General features: G+C 36.5%; 22 protein-coding genes and 1 tRNA gene. 10 read left to right on the top strand and 13 right to left on the bottom strand.

The features are described from left to right. Positions 1-178: 178 nt before the first annotated feature. Both LF886_RS18095 and LF886_RS24165 read right to left on the bottom strand, forming a co-directional pair. Positions 179-286 (bottom strand) — tRNA-OTHER (locus tag LF886_RS18095). Positions 287-421: 135 nt separating this feature from the next. After that, complete coding sequence (locus LF886_RS24165; RefSeq protein WP_410685640.1) at positions 422-1,222, bottom strand: RtcB family protein; 801 nt, start codon at positions 1,220-1,222, stop codon at positions 422-424. A 741-nt stretch (positions 1,223-1,963) separates the two neighbouring features. Between LF886_RS24165 and LF886_RS18085 the strand changes: the two genes are divergently transcribed. The 3 genes from LF886_RS18085 (at position 1,964) to LF886_RS18075 (ending at position 3,631) form a co-directional block, all read left to right on the top strand. Beyond that, on the top strand, positions 1,964-2,299 hold the full coding sequence (locus tag LF886_RS18085; protein WP_103233518.1) for a HopJ type III effector protein: 336 nt from the start codon (positions 1,964-1,966) through the stop codon (positions 2,297-2,299). Between the two features lie 72 nt (positions 2,300-2,371). Then, complete coding sequence (locus LF886_RS18080; RefSeq protein ID WP_236851001.1) at positions 2,372-3,391, top strand: helix-turn-helix transcriptional regulator; 1,020 nt, start codon at positions 2,372-2,374, stop codon at positions 3,389-3,391. A 102-nt stretch (positions 3,392-3,493) separates the two neighbouring features. After that, on the top strand, positions 3,494-3,631 hold the full coding sequence (locus tag LF886_RS18075) for a hypothetical protein (RefSeq protein WP_165835351.1): 138 nt from the start codon (positions 3,494-3,496) through the stop codon (positions 3,629-3,631). Positions 3,632-3,919: 288 nt separating this feature from the next. Here the strand turns inward: LF886_RS18075 and LF886_RS18070 are convergent, their stop codons facing one another. Together LF886_RS18070 and LF886_RS18065 are read right to left on the bottom strand one after the other, a co-directional pair. Then, entirely contained in the window at positions 3,920-5,104 is a 1,185-nt protein-coding gene (locus LF886_RS18070; protein WP_152290748.1) for a DUF1501 domain-containing protein, read from the bottom strand. A 185-nt stretch (positions 5,105-5,289) separates the two neighbouring features. Next, positions 5,290-6,669 carry a DUF1800 family protein gene (locus tag LF886_RS18065; protein ID WP_236851000.1) on the bottom strand — a complete coding sequence of 460 codons (1,380 nt, stop codon included), beginning with the start codon at positions 6,667-6,669 and terminating at the stop codon, positions 5,290-5,292. 359 nt (positions 6,670-7,028) lie between these two features. Here LF886_RS18065 and LF886_RS18060 point away from each other — a divergent pair, with 359 nt between their 5' ends. The 6 genes from LF886_RS18060 to LF886_RS18035 all read left to right on the top strand — a co-directional run bounded on the left by LF886_RS18060 (position 7,029) and on the right by LF886_RS18035 (position 12,388). After that, a complete protein-coding gene (locus LF886_RS18060; protein ID WP_236850999.1) occupies positions 7,029-7,592 on the top strand; it encodes a hypothetical protein in 564 nt (187 codons plus the stop codon). 116 nt (positions 7,593-7,708) lie between these two features. Continuing rightward, on the top strand, positions 7,709-8,758 hold the full coding sequence (locus tag LF886_RS18055) for a glucokinase (RefSeq protein ID WP_236850998.1): 1,050 nt from the start codon (positions 7,709-7,711) through the stop codon (positions 8,756-8,758). Positions 8,759-8,900: 142 nt separating this feature from the next. Next, complete coding sequence (locus tag LF886_RS18050) at positions 8,901-9,467, top strand: YceI family protein (protein WP_103233523.1); 567 nt, start codon at positions 8,901-8,903, stop codon at positions 9,465-9,467. A 77-nt stretch (positions 9,468-9,544) separates the two neighbouring features. Continuing rightward, positions 9,545-10,171: a YceI family protein gene (locus LF886_RS18045; protein ID WP_236850997.1), complete on the top strand. Its 627-nt coding sequence runs from the start codon at positions 9,545-9,547 to the stop codon at positions 10,169-10,171. A 123-nt stretch (positions 10,172-10,294) separates the two neighbouring features. Continuing rightward, positions 10,295-10,942, top strand: coding sequence for an alpha/beta hydrolase (locus LF886_RS18040; protein ID WP_236850996.1), 648 nt, complete (start codon positions 10,295-10,297; stop codon positions 10,940-10,942). A 102-nt stretch (positions 10,943-11,044) separates the two neighbouring features. Then, positions 11,045-12,388, top strand: coding sequence for an ammonium transporter (locus LF886_RS18035; protein ID WP_236850995.1), 1,344 nt, complete (start codon positions 11,045-11,047; stop codon positions 12,386-12,388). 70 nt (positions 12,389-12,458) lie between these two features. Here LF886_RS18035 and LF886_RS18030 read toward each other — a convergent pair whose 3' ends face one another. Continuing rightward, a complete protein-coding gene (locus tag LF886_RS18030) occupies positions 12,459-13,082 on the bottom strand; it encodes an FMN-dependent NADH-azoreductase (RefSeq protein WP_236850994.1) in 624 nt (207 codons plus the stop codon). 60 nt (positions 13,083-13,142) lie between these two features. Next, positions 13,143-13,721, bottom strand: a complete 579-nt coding sequence (locus LF886_RS18025) for a Crp/Fnr family transcriptional regulator (protein WP_236850993.1) — start codon at positions 13,719-13,721, stop codon at positions 13,143-13,145. A 179-nt stretch (positions 13,722-13,900) separates the two neighbouring features. Here LF886_RS18025 and LF886_RS18020 point away from each other — a divergent pair, with 179 nt between their 5' ends. Then, on the top strand, positions 13,901-15,319 hold the full coding sequence (locus LF886_RS18020) for an L-serine ammonia-lyase (RefSeq protein ID WP_236850992.1): 1,419 nt from the start codon (positions 13,901-13,903) through the stop codon (positions 15,317-15,319). Positions 15,320-15,400: 81 nt separating this feature from the next. On the opposite strand, the gene LF886_RS18015 is transcribed toward LF886_RS18020, so the two are convergent. The 7 genes from LF886_RS18015 to LF886_RS17985 form a co-directional block, all read right to left on the bottom strand. Beyond that, positions 15,401-17,035 (bottom strand): serine hydrolase domain-containing protein, encoded by a 1,635-nt coding sequence (locus LF886_RS18015; RefSeq protein ID WP_236850991.1) that lies wholly within the window; start codon positions 17,033-17,035, stop codon positions 15,401-15,403. Between the two features lie 6 nt (positions 17,036-17,041). Continuing rightward, positions 17,042-17,623, bottom strand: coding sequence for a YIP1 family protein (locus LF886_RS18010; protein ID WP_236850990.1), 582 nt, complete (start codon positions 17,621-17,623; stop codon positions 17,042-17,044). Positions 17,624-17,634: 11 nt separating this feature from the next. Next, the gene (locus LF886_RS18005) at positions 17,635-17,907 is read right to left on the bottom strand and encodes a DUF2089 family protein (protein WP_236850989.1); all 273 of its coding nucleotides are present in this window, start codon (positions 17,905-17,907) and stop codon (positions 17,635-17,637) included. Positions 17,908-18,139: 232 nt separating this feature from the next. Continuing rightward, complete coding sequence (locus LF886_RS18000) at positions 18,140-18,982, bottom strand: prephenate dehydrogenase (RefSeq protein WP_124530409.1); 843 nt, start codon at positions 18,980-18,982, stop codon at positions 18,140-18,142. Positions 18,983-19,219: 237 nt separating this feature from the next. Beyond that, entirely contained in the window at positions 19,220-19,744 is a 525-nt protein-coding gene (locus tag LF886_RS17995) for a hypothetical protein (protein WP_317207638.1), read from the bottom strand. A 48-nt stretch (positions 19,745-19,792) separates the two neighbouring features. Beyond that, entirely contained in the window at positions 19,793-20,278 is a 486-nt protein-coding gene (locus LF886_RS17990) for a hypothetical protein (protein ID WP_236850988.1), read from the bottom strand. A 103-nt stretch (positions 20,279-20,381) separates the two neighbouring features. After that, positions 20,382-22,670 (bottom strand): cation:proton antiporter, encoded by a 2,289-nt coding sequence (locus LF886_RS17985; RefSeq protein WP_236850987.1) that lies wholly within the window; start codon positions 22,668-22,670, stop codon positions 20,382-20,384. Positions 22,671-22,681: the final 11 nt, after the last annotated feature.

Genomic DNA, 22,681 nt, shown 5'->3' with positions numbered 1-22,681 from the left:
TTACCTATAGTTTATAAAAAGCGGGGAGTATTTTTCCAAAAAATATAGGAACTCCCTTTGCCTTATAATTTGTAAAAAGGCGGAAAGTAATTCTGAATTATAGGAACTTTCTTTGCCTTCAATTTTTTTATCTTATGAAAATGACGAATACGTGAATATAAGCATTTTCGTTATTTTGAGGAGCAGACAGGGCTCGAACCTGTGACACACAATTGGGATTCATAGGAACTTTATTTGCCTGCAGCGAAAAGTAATTTTGTTGCTCTACCATCTGAGCTACTGCCCCTGCCGTTATGAAAAAAGTTTTCATTAACCCTACAGGCTTTTATACCTGTAAGGTTGGGTTATTAGTTTTTATCAACCTTATAGGTTTTTAAAACCTATAAGGTTTGCGTAGTAAGCAAATTTTAAATATTAAAAATTATGCTTTTCTGAATTTCTTCTTTTTCTTCCAAGGAGCATTTTTCTGCACGTCTCCGGCCATGATACATCCATAAGGCATCACTTCATCCAAAACTTCACAAAGTCCATATTCTTCTATCTGTGCTCTTACGTTCTTCGCACTTTTATAAGCGCTCGGAAGTTCAGAAATATCAACTTCATTGGAGTAGAAACGGATATCCAATCCTTCTGTTTCTTCATTGAAGATTTCTTCAGTCGTTTTATGAGCCAAAGATCTTTTATGCTGGCTTCTGCTGAAATTTCTTCCTGCTCCATGCGGTGCGAAACCTAAGTTTCTTTCATTCGTTTTTCCCTGAACGATCAATACCGGCTCTGCCATATTCAAAGGGATCAGTCTTGGTCCCGTGATATCAGGCATGAATTTATCATCCAGTGGAGTGGCTCCTTTTGCATGGTAGAACAGATCTCCATCTTTGAAAACGAAGTTATGTTCATTCCAATATCTGTTTTCCTTTTCCATTTCCAGTTTGTTCAAAACTGCATCATGAAGGGAAGTATGGTTTTCTTTTGTCCATTGTCTGATCAGCTGAAGTGCTTCCCAATAGGATTGTCCTTCTTCAGTATCATAAGGAATCCAGGCGTTTTCTCTTAATGTTTCAGGGGAGATTTCCTGTCTGAAACGGTTGGCAACCTTCATCCCTTTATCATATAAAGCAGCTCCCGGTGCTCTGGACCCGTGATGTGTGACCATCATGGTATTTCCTGTATTTTTGGAAATTCCCACGAAAAGGAAGTGGTTTCCATCCCCCTGAGTTCCCATATGAGAACGGGCAATGCTGATCAGTTTTTCATCATTTAAGAATTCATTTTCTCTGAAAGCATCCATCAGTTCCTGAGACATAGGCATCTGTTCACCTCTTGGTCTTCCTCCATATCCAAAATGTGTTATAGAATGGGCTGCATCCAGAACATCTTTAGGATTGGCTTTTCCAAAATCCGTAAGCATGACAGAACAGCAGATATCCGCGCTATGGAATCCTGGGTGAATGGCATTTTTGGCAACCACCACACCACCTACCGGGATTTGACCTTCAGGACCTGTAGGACAGGCATCCGGCATTAAAGCTCCGTCAATTAACGTAGGAGTTTTCATCAGGACTTTCATGGTTCTGATTACTTTTTCTACATTATCACTTTCACTTTCGTGTTCTGCACGGATGTTGATCATAAAATCTTTAGCCGTTTCATGAAGCGGAATAATGTCCGGCTGCTTGAACTGTACAAGATATTCTGCGATCTGATGTTCATCCAGATTATTCTCATTGATATAGCTAATAGCATCTTTAAACCATTTTGCTGGTCTATATCCTAATTCGATTAAATGATTACCATTAAATTCCATTTTGTTTCATTTTGATAGTGCAAAGTAAATACGTTATTGCGCAACTATTTTGCGCAGATAAAGAAATTTTAATTATTTTTACAAAAAGTTTAATTAAAAAGGCGAAAAGGCAGATCTGCAAATTGGCCAAACCAATATATAATTTAAAAAACAAGGCTCATGGTATTATTAGAACAACTAAAACATTTCCCGGAAACAATACAGTTTAATGATGTTATTGCTCACATTGATGAAAATTATGAATTTACTCCTACTGCTTTTCAGAATGGAGATACTACGAACCAGGCGGGACAGAATAACGGTTCGTGTAAAGTTTTCAGCTTCGCCAGCATTCAGGATCTGACGAAGGAAGAAACACTTTGTCTTTTTGGAGAATTCTATAGAGAAGATGTGTTGAAAAATCCGGAGGGAACTGATCACCAGAATATCCGAAACTTCATAAAGTTTGGCTGGGAGGGCATTACTTTTGACGAAAATGCGCTGAAAGAGAAATAGTTTTTTAGAAAAGATCAAAAGGCGAATAAGCGAATTGCTTAATAAGAACACCAAATCATTAAACACTAAGGTATGTCATCCAATAAAAACGCTCTGATCAGATATAAAACATTAGATAAATGTCTTAAAAACAAATATAGAAAATATACGCTGGAAGATCTGATCGATGAATGTTCAGAAGCATTATTTGAATTCGAAGGAAAAGAATCTTATGTAAGTAAGCGGACAGTTCAGCTTGATCTGCAAAATATGCGGAGTGAAAAATTCGGGTATGAAGCGCCTATTGAAGTATACGAAAGAAAATATTACCGTTACAGTGATGCTGACTACAGTATTCATAATATCTCTGTGAATGAAAGTGACCTGAAGGCGATGAACAATGCGGTTCAGATTTTAAAACAATTCAAAGACTTTTCTATGTTTAAGGAAATGAACGGGGTCATTCAGAAGCTGGAAGACTCTATTCACGCAACAAGTCAGAAGTCTATCATTCATCTGGATAAAAATGAACAGCTGAAAGGACTGGAACATATTGATATCCTGTATGAAAGCATCTTGAATAAAAAAGGATTGAAGATTCTCTATAAAAGTTTTACGGCAAAGGAATCCAATATTTTTACTGTTCATCCACAGCTGTTGAAGGAATTCAACAACCGTTGGTTTCTGATCTGTCTCTACAAGCAGAAAATGTACAATCTGGCGTTGGACAGGATGGAAAGTATTGAAGTAGATGAAAAACTTCAATATATTGACAAGGATCTGGATGGTGATGACTATTTTAAAGATATTGTGGGAGTTACGGTTTCAGAAGGAATTACTCCCAGAAATGTCATCTTTTGGGTGGATGCAGGCAATGCACCCTATGTGAAAACCAAGCCGCTGCATAAAAGCCAGGAAATTATCAAGGAAGATCATGAAGGAACTCTGTTTAAAATATGTGTTCAGATCAATTTCGAACTGGAAAGGCTTTTGCTGGGATTTGGAGACTCTCTGATTGTTCATAGACCCCAAAAATTAAGATTGAAGATGGATGAAAAATTCAAAGCCGGAAGTCATAATTATCAGAATCTGATTGTTCCTGATGAGAATTAAGGTTGCTTAAGGTGTTTATTGATAGTAGGTTGTGTAAAATAATTTGTTCTTTCATTTTATCTTGGCTTGAAAATTGTATTTATATAGCAACAATACAACACTATGAAATCAAGAATATTTAAAGCATTAATAGCAATCTTAGCCCCTATAGCAATAGAATATATTGTTAAAAAAATATCTGAGAAACTTGATAAAAAAGAAGATCAGAAAGATCAAAAACCAAAGCAAATTACGGCTTAAACGTAATAGTAGTTAAAATTTAAAATTATTGAAAAAGAGACTGTCATGAGTATGCACAGTCTCTTTTTTTGTTTAAACCACCCCGTCAAAAATTCTCTGAATTTTCGCCACCCCTCCGAGGGTGGGGAATTCTTACGTCTCCAATTGGAGTATTGGTCAGAATTGTAATCTTTATTACCACTTGAAGATCTAATATTTTCAAAAACTCAAGTGTACTTCTTAAGCATTTAGCAGGATCTTAAAATAACTTAAGTGTTCAAAAGACTTTCTCGACTTTTACGAGTTTCTCTACACAAAGTCATAAATTCCGTCTTTCCAACCCAATACTTTGGAGGAATCCGCTTTAAGCCAGTTTTTCAGGATCGTAGCATACACCTTTCTGAAATCCTCCTTGTAGATAAGATCTCCTTCATTGAGATTTTGCAAATCCGGGAGCGCGTTCAAAAGGCCTTTCTTTTTAAGATTTCCGCCGATAAAAAACATTTGGTTGGCTGTTCCGTGATCCGTTCCATTGCTGGCATTCTGGGCAACACGGCGTCCGAATTCTGAAAATGTCATCAGCAGGATATTTTTAAACAGTCCATTACTTTTCATATCGGCTACAAATGATTTTACCGCTTCATTGATATCATCAAATAACTTTTTCTGCCTTTCATTTTGATTGACATGGGTATCAAAACTTCCGATTGAAAGATAATAGACTTGGGTATTGATATCTGATTTTATTAAAGAAGCTACTGTTTTAAAGTCTTTTCCTAACTGAGAATTAGGATAAGTCTGTTCTGTTTTTTTGGCTTTGCTTTTTTCAAAAATATAATCGGCATTATTGATCGTGGAACCTAAAGTTTGATAAAGATAAGACACCGTTTCATCATCGTGGTGATGGTCATAGAGAGACTTAAAATATTTTTCCTGACTGGTCTGATAAAGTCTTTTAGGATCTTTAAAGGCGAAAGCTTTATTGTGATCTCCTTTTAAGGCCAAACTCAGCATATCATCCACTTCTAAGGCCTGAGTAGGATGGTCACATCGGTAGCATTCTTCATCCAGAAAACGGCCAAGCCAGCCTGTTTCCAAAAACTGATCACTTCTGCTTGCCGACTGCCAGATATCCATGCTGCGGAAATGCGACTTGTCCGGATTGGGATATCCCACGTTATTCATTACAGAAAGTTCCCCATTATCAAAAAGCTCTTTAAAATAGGAGAGAGAAGGATTGATCCCCGCTTCATCAGTCAATGCCATTGAATCCTGGATGGCCAACGTTTTCCTTTCCCTGAAATAAATGTCATTTTTGGCTGGAACAATGGTGTTCAAACCATCATTTCCTCCCGTAAACTGAAGCACTACCAGGATATTCTGATTAGGATTCAGGGCCTCATCCAATGTCATCGCTTTTAAGAAATTAGGCATCAGCATAGAAGCGGTAGCCAGTGAACTTATTTTTAGGAATTCTCTTCTTTTGATTAACATAATTTTGTTTTTAGGGTAAAGGTGGTTGATAGGTGGTAGGTGATAGGTTGCGGGTTGCAGGACTTGTGTATATTTTTACTACTGTTTGTTTTTATAAAAATTTTATAGCAGCAAATAATAAATAAATGGTGCTAAGTTATACAGCGACCGATACTACCTGCTGCCTGCAAGCTAAAATCTTCTACCTACATTAACTGGTATTCCGGGGTTGACATCAGGTTGATTACATTCATTTTTATACTCTTATCAGAAAAATTCTTTACAGAATTCATGTCGAGGCTCTGGGTATTTTGAAGAAGATAGTCTTCACAGTTTTTATTGGCGAAAAGCTTTTCAATACGGCCCCAGTCGATCGTGATATTCGGATTTTTAAAGCTTTTGTTTAAAGCTGTTTCCCTAGATTTCATTCCCATATCAATATCATCATCCTGTCGCGGGCTGTATTCTAAAGGCCTGAGACCGGACCAGATCTGTGGCACCTGAAGTCTCAGCATCAAGGTAGAGCTGTCGATCCACGATTTTCCGTTGGGCCATCCTGATACATTGGGGGGATAAAGGAGCATCTGTCCCAATAATTTCTGATAAACGATGAGGTTTTCAGGATTCTGAATCTGCATAGGAAGTATCCGCATGATACCCGCCATCAGCTCTACAGGAGATTTTATCCGGTTACCTATATTTTTTTGATCATAAAACCACGTGCTCGAAAATATCTCATTCATCAGTTTTTTGATATCATAGTCGGAATTGTAAAAATTCGCACTGAGTGTATTAACGATATCCTGATCGATCTTTTCATTGACAAAAAATTTATATATCTTGGTGGTAATAAACTGTGCCGTTGTTTTTTGTTCCAGAATAATATTTAAAACATCATTTCCATCGAAATTGCCTGTTTTTCCTAGAAAAGTTTTGACCCCTTCATCGTGGAGGTTTTTTCTTTCTTTAAAATTTCCTTCCTTATCATAGCTCCATCCTGTAAAGGCTCTGGCGCCCTCTCTCACATCTTTTTCAGTATAGTTGCCTCTTCCCATGGTAAAAAGTTCCATGACTTCGCGGGCGAAATTTTCATTAGGATGATCTTTTTTGTTCTGCTGATTATTCAGAAAGTTAAGCATGGCTGGCGACTGGCTTACTTCAAAAAGCAGGTCTTTGAAATTTCCCAGTGCATTTTTCCGGATAGTATTTAAAAGCTGTTTGTTGAACTTTGGATTTACCACTCTTGATGCAAAATGCCCATGCCAGAAAAACGCCATCTTTTCCCTCATCTGTTCCTTGCTGTTAACGATTTTATCCAGAAAGTTGAGGTTAAGTTCATTATTTTGCTCCCTGTTGATTCGCTGCATTTCTTTTTTCTTTTCTGCAGGAGCAGTACTGTTCATATAATCTGCGGCAGAATCCGGATCCGGAGTGTCATAAGTAATCTCACTAAAGTTATCCTCTTTAAATAACTCATTCATCAACATTTTAATGTTCTTATTCTTCAGATCATCAATTTGATTAACTCCAAGACCGAAACCTGCCCGCCAAAGAAGATGTTTATTTTTTAATAATGAATCAGCCATGAGAATTTATTTTTTTGATGTATTTACAGAAGAAAGGTTAAAAGTAATAACGGGTTAAGAATTGTTAATATTGTAAAGAGAGCTGGAGGAATGAGGCTGGGAGTTATTATGTTGTGGTAAAGAGGATTAATTTTTATAATAGTATATTACTTCCATCTCCCTGTTCCCTTTTTTCTTTAATTCACTTTTCGATATCATTTTTTGATAATTTTTGTTAAACAAACATTTAAATTTTGTTAAAAAATAAGATGCTGATATTCATTGTTTTATGGTTTGTTTGAGTGTTAAAATCAATGAATTAACCTTGCTTGGCACGATTTTTACATCCTCTTGTTTAGTAAAATTTAAAAATTAGAGTTATGAAAATGTTTAAACAAGCAATATTGCTGGCTGGAGTTTTAACAGCAGGTATAGCAAGCGCCCAAAGTTCTCAAATGAATAATATGATTAAAGTAGGTGCAAATGTTGGTTTAGCAGTTCCCTCAGATAATCTTTCTGCTGCAGTAGGAGTAGATGTTGCTTACCAGAACCTGATTACACCAGGATTTGGATTAGGTATCGCAACAGGATATACTCACTATTTCGGAAAAGAGAACAACGGGTATAAAAACAATGATGTAGGAGTAGTCCCTGTAGCAGCTTTAATCAGAATTTATCCAAAACAAACAGGTTTCTATTTCGGAACAGATTTAGGATATGGTTTCTTGGTTGGAGATAAAACAGTTGCATCAAACACCAATGTTGAAAGAGCAAGCGGAGGTTTCTACATCAAGCCGGAGATCGGATACCACAATAGAGACTGGAATTTCTTCGTACAATACCAAAAGGTTTTTGTAGGAACAAAAGGAGATTTGCCAGGTCAGGACTATAATGTGGGGAATATCGGAGTAGGATTCGGTTACAATATTCCATTAGGAAAGTAGTTAGATTTAATATATAAACAATTATTAACCAAAACCTTTTCACGAAAGTGGAAAGGTTTTTTTGTTCTGTGCAGGATTTACAAAAACAATTATTATATTTGGTAAAATTAGAGGTTATGATTCTGAATCCAAAATTTCCACTTTATTTACCAGGAGTAGAGAACAGTAATAATGATAATGTTTCTATCATTGGAGCAAGTCTTCGTGAAGATATAACGATCTTAGGATATTTTGTTTCCGGAAACGGAGGTCTTGAGATACAAGTACAAAATACCTATGCAACTAAAGAATATGCTGCTTTTTCAGATATTTTAAAGAAGTTTATCCAGGATAATCAACTGCAAAATGTAAAACGTCTGGGAATGGCTGTGCCAGGTCCTGTGCTTTATGGGAAAAGTAACCCTGTAAGGTTGGGATGGAATTTAGATGTTGAAGAATATGCCCGTGATTTCGGGTTTGAAAAAGTAGACATGCTGAACGACCTTGAAGCTTCTGCTTACGGAATGGCTCTTCTTGAAGATAACGATCTTGAAGCGATCTATACCAGCGGACATCTTGAAAGAGGAAACGTAGCAGTTCTTGCTCCCGGAAACGGACTGGGTGAGGCTGGATATTTCTTTGACGGAAAATACCTGAGACCTTTCGCAACTGAAGGAGGACACTCAGAATTTTCACCAAGAACCAACGTAGAAGTTGAGTTTTACCAGTTCTTAAATAATATCTATGGTATTGTAAGCTGGGAAAATGTACTTTCCAAGTCTGGATTATTCAATATTTATAGATTCTTAAGAGATGTGAAAAGACACCCTGAACCAGAATGGCTGAGCGAGCGTCTTGCACAAGGGAATTTCGTAGAAGAACTATATAAAGCCGCAGTAGAGGAGAATGTCCTTATTTGCAAAATTGCTTTAGATACCTTCCTTGAGTTTTTGGCAAGAGAAGCAAACAACTTAACATTAAAGCTTAAAGCTACCGGAGGATTACTAATTGCCGGAGATATTCCACAGACCATAAGAGAATATATTGATAAGGCTAAATTCTATGAGAAATTCAAGATCAGTGATAAAATGGAGGAGATGCTTAGAAGTACTCCTATATATCTGGTCAAGCAAAATCATACAGCATTAAATGGTATAGCGCTTTATACCGCTTACTATCAAGAATAAACAGAGCTCCGAAGAAATTCGGAGTTTTTTTTATGGATGATATTATTCATGAAAATAATAAATTTTATTGATGTACATCAATGAAATCTATTGAATAAGATACCTACATTTGCATCATTAAATAAGTAAATAACTCTATTCAATGAAAAAAATATTTTTATTAGCAGTTTTAGCTGGTGGTCTAGCTTTCGGACAGTCAAAAAAAGTAGTAGCGTCTGATGTACACTGGTGGGGATACAAAGTAGCAAAATCTGAGGCTAGCTCTCACGACGGTACTGTAAAAGTAAAGTCTGGAGATATGGTAATGAAAGGAAACCAATTGGTAGGCGGTAGCTTCGTTTTGGATATGACTTCTATCAGCTCTACTGACCTTACAGGAGAATATCAGCAAAAACTTAACGGGCACCTTAAGAACGGTGACTTCTTTGAAGTTGAAAAATTCCCTACAGCAAGTTTCAAAATTACAGGAGTAAAGAAAAACAACGATAAAGTGTACAACTCTCTTGTAACAGGAAACCTTACTGTAAAAGGAAAAACAAACCCAGTATCTTTCCCTGCTAAGATTTCTTACAGCAAAGGAGTAGTAAGTTTAGTATCAAATAAATTCTCTTTCGACAGACAAAAATTTGATGTAGCTTACAAGTCTACAATGCAGGATGTTTTTGTGAAAGATGATATTGAAATGCTTGTAAAAGTAACTGCTCAATAAATTAATCAAAAAAAGATTGTTAAAAGTGTAGAAGTTCTACACTTTTTTTATTTTTGTTGAATTGTAAATAAAAAAGAATGAAAAGATTACTATTGTTTGCTATGGTGTGTGCAGGCATATCATTTGTTTCTGCCCAAAAGAAATTTGATAAAGTTGCAAAAGTGACTTCATCAGAGATCAGATGGTGGGGGTATAAGGTGGTAAAAACCGAAGCATCTTCCCACTCAGGAACAGTAAAGCTAAAAAGCGGAAAATTCAACTTTGATCATACTGTTCTGGTAGACGGAGAGTTTGTGATAGATATGAGAAGTATGATGGCCGGAGATGTTTCCGATGAGGATCAGATCAAGCTGACTAATGATCTGAAAAGCACAAACTTCTTTGAAGTAAAAAAATTCCCTATTGCCAAATTCCATTTGACTAAAATTATTCCTTTAGCAAACAGTGAATACAATTCTACAGTCTATGGTGACCTTACCCTTAAAGGAGTGAGAAAGACGATTTCTTTCCCTGCGAATGTATACGTTACTCAGTTTACAACATCTATTGAATCTGCGAAGTTTTCTCTAAACAGAAGAGACTTTAAAGTGTTCTATCAGTCTTCATTGAAAGACTATTTCATTAAGAATGAAATGGATATTCAGTTCAAAGTTACCACAGAAATGCTGGATAATGAGAATAGAGTTCCAAAGAAGAAAAAATAAGATTGAAAATATAATCAATATAGAAATGAGCCGTTCATAAGAACCGCTCATTTTTTATTACCTTATTCGATAAGATTTGTGTCAGCCATTCCCGTTTTCCTGTATTTTTTATAAATTAGTAGTATGAAAATTTATATCGTAAGCGGTCTGGGAGCAGACTTTAAAGTCCTTGAAAGAATAACGTTTCCCAAACACTGTGAATTGATTTTTATAGATTGGCTTATTCCGGAAAAAAATGAGCCTTTTGATGCTTATGTCAAAAGAATGGCAGAGAAAGTAGACGACTCAGAGCCGTTCTGCTTGTTGGGATACTCTTTTGGAGGAATTATTGTGCAGGAGATCAATCAGCTGAAACCAGCTGAGAAAGTAGTGATACTGGGAAGTATAAAATCTGACAAAGAAAAATCCAAATTCATAAAAACAAGTGAGGTAACCAAAATTCCAAGAATATTACCTGTAGGCTTATTCAATGATAGGGCCGCGAATGTATATGCCGTTATCCGAAAGCTTTTTGATCCTAAAAATCCAAAGCTTATGCAATATTTTAAAGTAAAAGATCCTTATTACCTGAAATGGTCTGTAGAAAAAGTTTCTGAATGGAAGTTTGAAGAAAATCCGAATGTAATTCAGATCTTAGGAGATAAAGATATTGTTTTTCCAATCCGTTATTCCAATCCGGATTATATCGTTAAAGGAGGAACCCATCTTTTTCCTGCGACCAAATCTAAAGAAGTTACTAAAATATTGAATGAAGTGTTTTGTGAAAAATAATAATATTATTTTATAAATATTTTTTTTATAGGGGTGTTGTTTAAAAAAATATGTTTTTTATGAAATTTATATTTAAATTTGATAGGGTTAAATATAAATTTTATGAAAATAGGATTAAAATGGATCGTTTCATTCTCTGTGATTACACTTGTTGCATTCGGAGGTTTATTCTGGAATCCGGCAGCAGATATTCCTGATACACGCGAGTTTTTAAGCGAAGATAAAATTGTAGGGGCAGATGTCGCATGGATTTTGGCCGCTGCGGGCCTTGTCCTGTTGATGACGCCAGGACTATCCTTTTTTTATGGAGGGATGGTAGGTCGGAAAAATGTGATTTCTACAATGTTGCAAAGCTTTATTGCTTTAGGAGTAATTTCTATTGTCTGGGTAGTGGTAGGGTTTTCTTTATCTTTTGGAGAACCTCTAGGAATTACAATTGATGGACAGCATTACGGAATTATTGGAAACCCATTAAGTTACCCCTTCTTTAGCGGCGTTGGAAATCTGCCGCATAAAATGATGGCGCCAACTATTCCCTTTATCCTGTTTGCCCTGTTTCAGATGAAATTTGCAGTTATTACACCTGCTATTATTACCGGATCATTTGCGGAGAGGGTTCGTTTTATTTCTTATCTTTTATTCATTGTCCTTTTCAGTATTTGTATTTATACACCGCTTTGTCATATGGTATGGCATCCTGATGGTCTTTTAAACAAATATTTTGGAGTAAAAGATTTCGCAGGCGGTACCGTCGTGCATATGAGTGCTGGTTTTGCGGCACTTGCAGGAGCATTGGTGGTCGGAAACAGGAAAAATCCGCATCATGAGCCTTCCAATATTCCCTATGTCCTTTTGGGAACAGGAATGTTATGGTTTGGGTGGTTCGGATTCAATGCAGGATCGGCATTGAGTGCTTCTGCTTCTGCAGCTACAGCTTTCGGAACCACTACTATTGCCTCCGCTTCAGCGATGCTGACATGGATTTTTTTCGACAGGATCAATGGAAGAAGTGTATCTGCATTGGGAGCTTGTATTGGTGCTGTCGTAGGACTGGTGGCTATTACTCCCGGATGTGGCTTTGTAAGTATTCAGGAAAGTCTTTTTATAGGATTTATCACGGCGATAGTTTCAAATGTGATGGTCAACTGGAAAGCTTTAAAGAAGATAGATGATACTTTAGACGTTTTTGCCTGTCATGGAGTAGGAGGAATTATGGGAATGATTCTTACCGCCATTTTTGCCCATGGTGAAAAAGCCAGCCTGCTTCACGGAGGTTTTGAGGTTTTTCTTCATCACATGGCTGCATTAATTTTGGTTTCTGCTTTCACCTTTTTGGGTTCGTTGCTTTTATATAAAATTACAGACTCTATCATTACATTACGCGTTTCTGAAGAGTCTGAAAATAAAGGGCTTGATCTTTCACAGCATGAGGAAAGTTTCAATTGATAAAAAACAGGGCATGTTGATGATTCAATGCCCTGAGAACCTTTAAAAGTTTAAAAGATCTTTTATGATCTTAATGAATAGAATGAATCGCTTCAAAGATTTTATTTTTTGAATTTTCAAAAACTTCACCTCCAAATTCTTCATTATCTAATGAATGAATAGTGACATTATTTACGCCCATAATTCCGAAAATATGCTTCAGGTAAGTCGTTTGAAAATTGATATGGCCATTCTTTTCATTTTCTCCATATCCGGTATCACCCCGTGTTGAGAGGATAAAGAGTTTTTTATTTTCAAGGAGACCCACGTAATCGCCATCCGGAATTCCTGATCTGAATTTCCAGGTTTCATTGATTCGCATTACCTGGTCAATATAAGCCTTCAATCCGGCAGGAATAGACCAGTTGTACATGGGAGTTCCGATCACATATACGTCATGTTTCTTGAGTTCCTGTATCAGTTCATTACTGAGCTGTAAAGACTTTTGGTTTTCTTCAGTCCTGTCTGTAGGTTTTTTGAACGCTCCTGCGATCCAGAATTCATCAATATTGGGGATGTTGTCTGTTCCAGCTTCTCTGTAGGTAAAAGTATCGAGAGGGTATTTGGTCTTCCAGTTTTCAACGAAAAGCTGGGTTAGTTTTCTGCTGTAAGATCTCTCATTTCTTACACTGGCATTAATAATCAATATTTTCATTTGCTAAGAATTTATAACAGCAAAATTCCTGATTATTTATTCCCGAAAAATTGATCTAGTTCAAGAGGATTTATTTTTTTTACGGATTCGGCTGATAAATTCTGCGGAGACTCCCAGGTAAGAAGCAATCAGATACTGAGGAACTCTGGATGAAATGTCGGGATAAGTTTCCAGGAAATCATAATACTTTTGTTCCGCTTTGAGCATATGATTGAACACAACTCTTTTTTCAAGAGTTCCAAGATAACCTTCCAGAATAATTCTGAAGTATTTTTCCAGGGATGGAATTTCCTTCAGCATTTTTTGAAAAGACTGATGGCTGATCTGTAAAAGCTTTGTTTTTTCTACAGCTTGTATATTATAAATGGAAGGCTTTTGTTTTGAAAAACTGGCAATATCGGTTGCCCACCAATGGTCAATGGCTAGAAAGAGAATTTCTTCATTTCCGTTTTCCTCATTGATGCAGAAAGCTTTTAAAACTCCCGAAATGATATAACTGTCATAGCGGCATATTTCCCCGTTTCTCAATAGAAATTCCCCTTTTTCCAATGTTTTTTCTGTCCAGAAATTTTTAAAGGCAGCTATTTCTTCCGGACTTAATTGGGCATGTTGCAGAATACTCTTAATTAATGTTTCCATTTAAAAAAATGATTAAAAAGAACAGTGTAATAATAGATCTGATTGAAACTCATACGATCAGCTCATCTACAAAAATACTTATTTTATGGGCTGTCAAACCAAATAAATCTAAGGTTGTGCTATGCTTTTATTAGGATTTATCATGTATCTTTGTTATTGAGGAAAATGACGAATCATTTATGGAATCAATATCGGTTTTTGAAATTATTAAAGTAGGAATAGGCCCGTCCAGTTCGCACACGATGGGGCCTTGGAATGCTGCAGCAGCATTTATCAGGATTATAAAAAGAGAAAGATCAATCGAAGAAGTTAAAGAGGTTTTTCTTGAATTTTTTGGCTCACTCGCAAAAACGGGGATCGGGCACGGAACTGATATTGCAGGAATGCTCGGTTTGAATGGAGAAGATTTTAAGACGATCAATACTTCGAAAATTGACGAAAAAATAGACTACATCAAAAATACTCAAACCCTTAATCTAGGAGGGGAGAAAATCATTCCATTTGTTTACGGACATCACTTGATTTTAAATATGAAAAAGAGCCTTGATTTTCATCCGAACGGAATGATCTTCAGAGCTGTTTTCGAAGACGGAACGGAGCTTGTGCAGGATTTTTATTCTGTAGGAGGCGGTTTCATTGCCAGTCAGGAAAAAAACTCTATCCAAAAGCAGTGTGTACGTACATTGTATCCTTGTCATAAAGCTTCGGATATTGCAAAATATTGTGAAAAACTGGGATTTGATAAAATTTCAGACTTAATTTTCATGAATGAAGAAAGCTGGAGAACTCAGGAGGAAACGAGAGGAGAAGCACTTTACATCTGGCAGCAGATCAAAGAATGCATCTATAAAGGTGTCAATAAAGAAGGAATTCTTCCAGGAGGACTGAATGTTACCCGAAGAGCTGCGGGAATCAACAGAAAATTGTTGGGAGACAAAATTTATAAAAATAAAGATGAATGGTTCCAGCAGGTAGTTGATGCCGAAGAAAACTTCACGAACATCAACAAATGGATTGCCTGTTTTGCATTGGCCGTGAATGAAGAGAATGCAAGTTTCGGAAGAATTATTACCGCGCCTACCAATGGAGCGAGTGGAGTAATTCCGGCCGTATTGATGTATGCTCAGGCGTTTACACCATTTACCAGTGAAGATGATATTGCAAGGTTCTTACTTGTTGCAGGGGAAATTGGGACACTATTCAAGAAAAATGCAACCATTTCTGCAGCAATGGGAGGCTGTCAGGCTGAGATCGGAGTTTCTTCCGCCATGGCTGCGGCAGGGCTTACAGAAATTCTTGGGGGAAGTGTAGGACAGGTATTGATGGCGGCAGAAATTGCAATGGAACATCACCTTGGATTGACATGTGACCCGATTAAAGGACTGGTGCAGATTCCATGTATTGAAAGAAATACAATGGGAGCGATGAAAGCAATTACAGCAGCCAATATTGCACTGGAAAGTGATCCTGCTAAGGCAAAAGTAACATTAGATGAGGTGATCCAGACGATGTGGGAAACCGCTCAGGCGATGAGTGACCGTTTCAAAGAAACTTCCGAAGGCGGACTGGCTATTGCGGTAAACGTTCCGGAATGTTAACAAAGAAATTTATTGTAAAAAATATAAAATCCTTAGATCATGGGTCTAAGGATTTTTTTATGGGGTAATGTGATCTGAAAATTACTTTTTATTAAACAGATATTTCTTATCTCGTTGTATAAGTTCAAGCTGTCCTTTTTCAGGAATGAAAGTGATTTTCAAACCTGCTTGGTCAAACTTAAACTGATTTTTATCTACATATTCTAAGGCGAATTCCGGCTGCCCTGTTCCCTGAGCAAACAGAGTTTCGTTTTTGATAAATATCTTTAATCCTAAAGGAATATCTTTAGAAGTATAGTCTCCCGGATATTTTTCCAACTCGGAAACAGGAGCTTTAATTGTATTAAAGGTCGGATATGAATAATCCCTGTCATATATAAAATTCAGAATCGCAACAAACATACTGTTGTGTGGGAAGTTTTCACCATTGATGCTCATCGCAAAAGATAACTGATCAGTTGGTTCATAAGATACCGTTGAATGGGTTCCTGCAGTATCTCCACCATGCCCGTATGCCTCAATATTATAAAAAGGCATCTTCATAATTCCGGAGCCAAAAGTTTTTTCATTCTTATCTGAAATCATCGTTGTCAATGTTTCTTTTTTTATGAACTGCCCATTAAATAATGCATTGGCGAAGATGTTAAGATCTTCCGTCGTAGAAACAATATCTCCTAATCCGATGCAGTTATGAAAGTTGAAATCCTTCACCTCAGTCCAGTTTCCTGCTTCTTGGTGATAAGATTTAAAAACATTTTCAGGATTATCAATGACCGAAAAGGTATGGTTCATTTTTGCCTTTTCCAGGATGTTTTCTTTTAAGATCTCATTATAAGGCTTGTTATATAACTTCTCCAAAATTCTGCTTAATAAGAAATATGCTGAATTGGAGTATCGTGTTTTTTTTCCAGGCTGGAAGAGGACCCCTTCTTTTTTTATAGCATTAATAATCGCTTTATCACCTACAGGTTTTTCGAAAAGCCAGTTATTCTGAATCGATTTTCCTACATAATCTCCAAGTCCGCTGGTGTGATTGAGCATATTCTTTAGGGTAATATTTTTGGAATTGGGAATATCAGGATAGAATTTTTCCAGTTTATCAGTTAAAGATAATTTTCCTTTTTCTATAAGCTGATAGAGCATGACAGCAGTGATCAGTTTGCTCACAGATCCTATCTGGTATTGAGTGTTTTTATCATACGTAATGTTTTTCAGCTGCTGCTGGCCAAAATTTCTATGATAGATTTCGGAACCATTTCTGAAGATGGAGACACTGCCTATTCCCTGATTATTCTGAACCATATAATCCAGAAAATCATCTATTTTTTTTGTGTTGATGGCTTTTCCATTGAGGTAAGGAACATCCTGACTTTTTTGAAGATCCCTGAACAGATTTAAAGGGATCGTTTTTCCATTTTGGACAAAGTTTCCTTCAAAATGGTCTGTTTTATAAACTCCTTTATAGCTGGCATTTATTTCTTGTATCTCAAAATTCAGTTCATTGTTACTGAACTGGGTCTTATCAACGATGAAATCCCGGGCACTCTGTTTCGGACTGTTAAGAAAAGAACTGTATCCTTCTTTTTCTTTTTTAATTTTGAAAATGATAGGAAGTTTCATGTTTTGGATATCCAGTTCACCGTTCCATACGCCTTCAATTTGGGCGTGACAAAGATGTGCCAGAAAGACCAGCACTAGTAATAATTTGATTTTCATGGTATTTTAAATAAAATTAGACATTATAATCTGGCAGGCTAAAGTAGTAACAAGCGATACTACAGCAAAAAGAACAATATGCTGCCATTTTTTGATATTGGTAGCGGTTTTAAAGCCATTATAATAAATGACAATGCTGTAAATTAAAACAAGAATACTGAACATAGCCACAGCCATCATAATGCTGATATCAAGTATAGGAGTTGATTCAGTAGGATTTTTGGAGTAGCTTATCATTGTTTTTTGCGAATTCTCTATAAAAGGAATCTTGTTTATAGGCTGCAAAACAGCTAGAACAAGCTGTGAAAGTAAAACGGTATTGACAATATCAATAAGCCTTGTTCTATTATTTAAGGTTTTACCCAATATAAAAAGAATAATAATGGCTGAAGCAAAACTTGCCGTCGTTATAATGGCTGTAGTTTGAAGAGAAATGTCTTTTACATTATCTATTTTATATATACTGGTGTAAGTAGTTTCCGTCCAATACCCGATTGCAATAGAAACTACTATTGTGAAGATTCCTACTAACAGGAGTAATTTTTCGTCAAATTTTTCAAACGGATTGAAAATGGTTTTCCAGTTCATAAGATTGAGTTTTACAGATTGGTTTTTAGTTGATCGATCTTAGTAATGAGGTCATCCATTTTATTTCTCATGGTAGGATAGGATAGGCCTGCCTGTTTAGCCATTTCTTTGATACTTCCGCTCGACAGGAAAAAATTGAGAACAAAATCCTGTTCTTCGCGGTTCAGTTTAAGGAGCACCGGAAGTTCATAATCACCGCTTACTTCTGTTTTGCAGCTAGAACATTTCATCTGGCTTACGTTAAGAGTATTGTCGCAACTTGGACAGACTATGGGGAGTTTCATGGATTATATTTTTTACGAAAGTAATGTTTTTTTTTAATAAAGTTAAAGTATTTTTTAATTTTATTAAAATTTAATTGATTAAAGTGAATAAAAGTATGTGCTGAAAACTGGAAATACTATTAATAAAAATAATGGTATATAAAAACATAAAACCCTTAGACATTACTGACTAAGGGTTCCTTAATAAAATAAAAGTAAAAGCTGTCGGGCTTTTAGTGTCGTATATAGGTTGTTACCTTAAAATTCCTCTGATTCTGTTGGCGTTGGTAATCAGTTCTTCAAGGTATTCGTAGTTTTCTTTTTCCAGTGCAGATTTGAATTTTCTGAGTTGGGTGATATGTTCATTCAGAACATCCAGTACATTTTCTTTGTTCTGCTTAAAAATGGGAACCCACATTTCAGGATGTGACTTGGCAAGACGAACCGTACTTGAAAAACCGGAACTGGCAAGCTGAAAAATGGTTTCTTCTTCACGTTCTTTTTCCAACACCGTATTGGCAAGAGCGTAAGAGGTAATATGGGAAATATGGGAAATATAAGCCGTATGGATATCATGATCTTCAGCGTCCATGTAGATCATATGCATGTCAAGAGCATCCACTACTTTTTCAACGATGTTCAGCGCATCATCTGCAGACTCTTCCTTATTGCATATAACACCTGCTTTCCCAGCAAAACTCTCTGCAATGGCAGATTTTGGACCGCTGTTTTCTGTTCCCCACATCGGGTGGAAGGCTACAAATCTTGATCGTTTCGGGTGGTTTTTTACGGCCTTTACAATTCCTGCTTTTGTAGAACCTGCATCCATTACCGTTTGATGGTCAGACACAAGATCCAAAACAGCTGGAAGCAATTTTCTGGCTGCATCTACAGGAATGGCAAGGATAATCAGATCCGAATTTTTGATTCCCTGCTCCAGATCTGCTTCAGCATCAATGATCTTAAGATCTAAGGCGTCATTGATATGCTGTGTATTGTTATCGATTCCGTAAATGAAGCTGGCGATATTTCTGTCCCTTAATTTCAAGGCCATCGAACCTCCGATTAATCCTACTCCAATAATACTTATTTTCATCTTTTTAAATTTTTTTAAATAAAAAAACCTCGTCCTAGGACGAGGTTTTAAATTATATTCATAAGAATCCCTATCCCAGATCTGAGTTAAAAATTCTATAATAATATGTTCCGTTGTTAAAATTCACTTCGCAAAGGTAAAAATATTTTTTAAACGAAACGAAATTTCTTATCTAAATTATATATAGATGCTATTAATCGGCGGTGTAGATATTACTTACTAAATGTATTGCATAAACTATTGAACATTCGCTTTGATAATATTAAGTCTTTCCTCTACTTCATTGATCCTTTTGATCCAGTAGTTGATTCCTTCCTGATTGGTCACGGTTTCTTTAAAGGCATTGCGGTTGACAGTCAACAAATAGCCACCACTTTTTTGATAATCCTGTTCGCGTTCTTTTTTATTTTCAGGCTCTATACGGTATCTCCAGAATACAAGAGAATGCATATATTCTGAACGGATTTTTTCAAGATAGCAAATAATAGCCTTTCGGTCCTGCGGGATATATCCCGGTCCGGAGCAGCCACAGGAATGAAAAGTGATTCCGACCGTGTACAGATCCCGGATATGAGCCCATTGTTTATCGTCATTTTTTGAAGGGGATTTGAAATCGAGTCCCATATTGGCCATCAGGCTGCCACATTCGGGGCATTTGGCTTCTACGGAGACCTGAGCATCCCGGTCCACATCTTTTAAATGACGTCGTTTGAAAGTTTTCTGGCAGTTAAAACAGGCATAATGTCCTTTGTAAACCATCATGGAATATCGGCACATACTAAAATCTTATTCTTTGGTTATAAGTTATTTTTATTTGTTTTTTTCCTCTTCATTAAAGTTGATTCCCATAAGGCTGCTGGCACTTCTTGGGTCGTAGACCGACCATACATTTCCCCAGGGAAATTTGAAGGTGCAGCTTGGGTAAGGGTTTTTCTTTTTTTGGGTTGGAGACATTTCCAGAATCTGAGAAAGAAACGTATTATTCCGGTAGAAAACCTTCATTTCTTTTTCCTCTGTCCATTCATTCCAGTCTTTTGCATCACCATTTTCCCATGTGTTCATATGAATGATGTCCAGCTGATCTTCGAAAAAGCACAGACTGAAAGATACCTGGTATCTCTGTATTTCTATGCTCTTAAAATAATAACAAAAATACCCGGTTTTTGCATCCCACGTATGATGATACTTTTCTTTATGAAAATCAGATTGCTTCAGCTGATCAAATTTTATTCCCTTATAAAGCCGGGTAGTAAAGACCTCCAGTTCTATAACTCCATTTTCACTGTTAATCAGCATGTCCCAAAAAATTGAAGCTATAAATATACCCGTTTTTTCTTTACAGACAACGAATAATATTTACAGCTTCTAGTAGAAATAGAAATATCGGTGTGTTATTGTGCTATGGATTTGATATAATCAATGTTGATGGGATATCAGAAAGCCAGAGACTTTTTGTATCGATCAGGTTTTTCCAGCTTTTGCTGCTGATAAGCATCAGATCCTGAGAATTCAGAAACTCTTTCTCAATCTTTTTCTCATTGTACAATGTGATATGATTAGGAGCTACCTGCTCTATACTTCTGATCAGTTCTTTCACCTCAATATTGTTTCGGATCTGTCCTGCAGCATCCAGAATAATAACCTGGGAATTGTTGTTATTGATAAGTCTTTTGGCATATTCCAGAAGATAGAAATCACTTAGATTAAAGATAGGTACAAATATTTTTTCTGCCGTTTTAAATTCTTTATCAACAAGGATTCCGACAGGAATGGTTGCTTTATCTAAAACCTGAAGGGTAAGATCATCGTAAGGAGAGTTGTTGAAAATATTTCCTTTTCCTTTTACGGTGTTCAATAATTTTTCAGGATTAATGATTTTGGTTGTAAATCCTAATAATCTTCCCAGTAAACTTCCTTCGTACATTGATTTTCCCAGCATGATAAGAAGAAGATCATAATTCCCTTTATTGGTAATATTGGTGAGGTCACTTTCAACATCGGTAGAAGCTTTGAAAAGTGTTGTCACTTCAAGCTGAAGCTCATGGGAGGTTTCAATGACATTTTTAAACTGTTCTTTTTCAAAGTTTTCTATATCGAATGCGTGAAGCTCGTCTACAGGAGCAATATTCATTGCTGTTACACTTTTGTTCCCGTTCATTTTATGGGTAAAATTATCTGCAAGTTTCAATAGCTTACTTCCGGCTTTTGCGGTTTCGAAAGATAAAAGAACCCTGTATTTTGTATCGTTATCTTCCTGTTCATCTTCTTCAATCATCGATTTTTTTCCTTTGAAAAGATAATTGATAAAATCCAGACAAGGTCCCGTCATAAACGTTGTAAATAAAGCCATGATAACAAGCATTGCGAAAAGTTCCGGACCTAATACTCCTAAATCATACCCGATATTCAGTACAATAAGTTCTGTAAGACCTCTGGTATTCATTAAAGCACCTATTGTGAGACTGTCTTTCCAGCTTATTTTCAAAAACCTTGCGGTGAGTGCACTTCCTACAAATTTTCCTGTAACGGCTGTCAAAATGATCAATCCTCCAATTTTCCAAAGGTGAGGATCATTCAATAATCCGATCTGGGTTCTTAACCCTGTAAATACAAAGAAAAGCGGCAATAGTAAAACCAAGGCAACATCTTCTATTTTTTCTATGAAAAGATTCCTGAATTTAACATTTTCCGGCATAATTGCTCCGGCCATAAATGCTCCGAAAAGAGCGTGGATACCAATTACTTCTGTTGCATAAGAAGAGATGATAAGGATTAAGAAAAATACCGCAACCAGTGATTTGCTGATAAACCCTTTTCCTTTTTGTGATTCGGCAATTCTGTGCAGGAATGGTCTTACCGCTTTTATCATAATGAAAACATACAGAATAGCCATTAAGATAACGAATACTGATCCTGAGAAAGATCCTGCTTTTACCACAGCAATTACTGCTGCTAAAATACACCATGCGGTAATATCATCAGCGGCGGCACAGGTAATAACGACGGTTCCTATTTTTGTCTTGTGAAGGTTTCTTTCCTGAACAATTCTTGCGAGAACCGGAAAGGCGGTAATACTCATTGCAATCGCTATAAATAAGGCAAATGAACTGAATTGAATACCTGCCGGAGCAAATTCTTTATAAATAAAATAAGAAAGTCCTACCCCTAATGCAAAAGGAAAAATAATACTTGCATGACTGATTACTACGGCATCGTGCGCCTTTTTTCTCAGGACACTCAGGTCAAGTTCCATTCCGACAATATACATGAAGAGAATCAGACCGATCTGGCTTAAAAACTGTAGATTGGGAAGAGATTCTTTCGGAAAGATAAAGGCAGAAAGTTCAGGGAAATATAATCCGAAAAGTGATGGTCCCAAAACAATACCGGCGATCATTTCACCTATTACAGAGGGTTGTTTCAGTTTTGTACAAATCCATCCAAAAAGTTTTGCTACAAGGATGATGGTTACGATCTGAGTAAGAAGAAGTGCTAAAGGGTGATGAAGGTTTGCCAGAAAAGAATCTGCAAAATTGTCCCACATCGTAGCTCCCGTAGCTTTGCTAGGAGTGATATTTTCTCCAATTTCCAGTGTTTTGCCCTGGATAAAGAACCAGTACATGACGCAAGAAAAGAATGCAATGGTACTGATGTAAAAGATAATATTTTTGTATTTCCCCAAATTCATGATTCCAATAT

It is taken from the genome of Chryseobacterium sp. MEBOG07 (assembly GCF_021869745.1).
GTDB lineage: Bacteria > Bacteroidota > Bacteroidia > Flavobacteriales > Weeksellaceae > Chryseobacterium > Chryseobacterium viscerum.
This window is presented reverse-complemented; position numbering and strand designations above follow the sequence as displayed.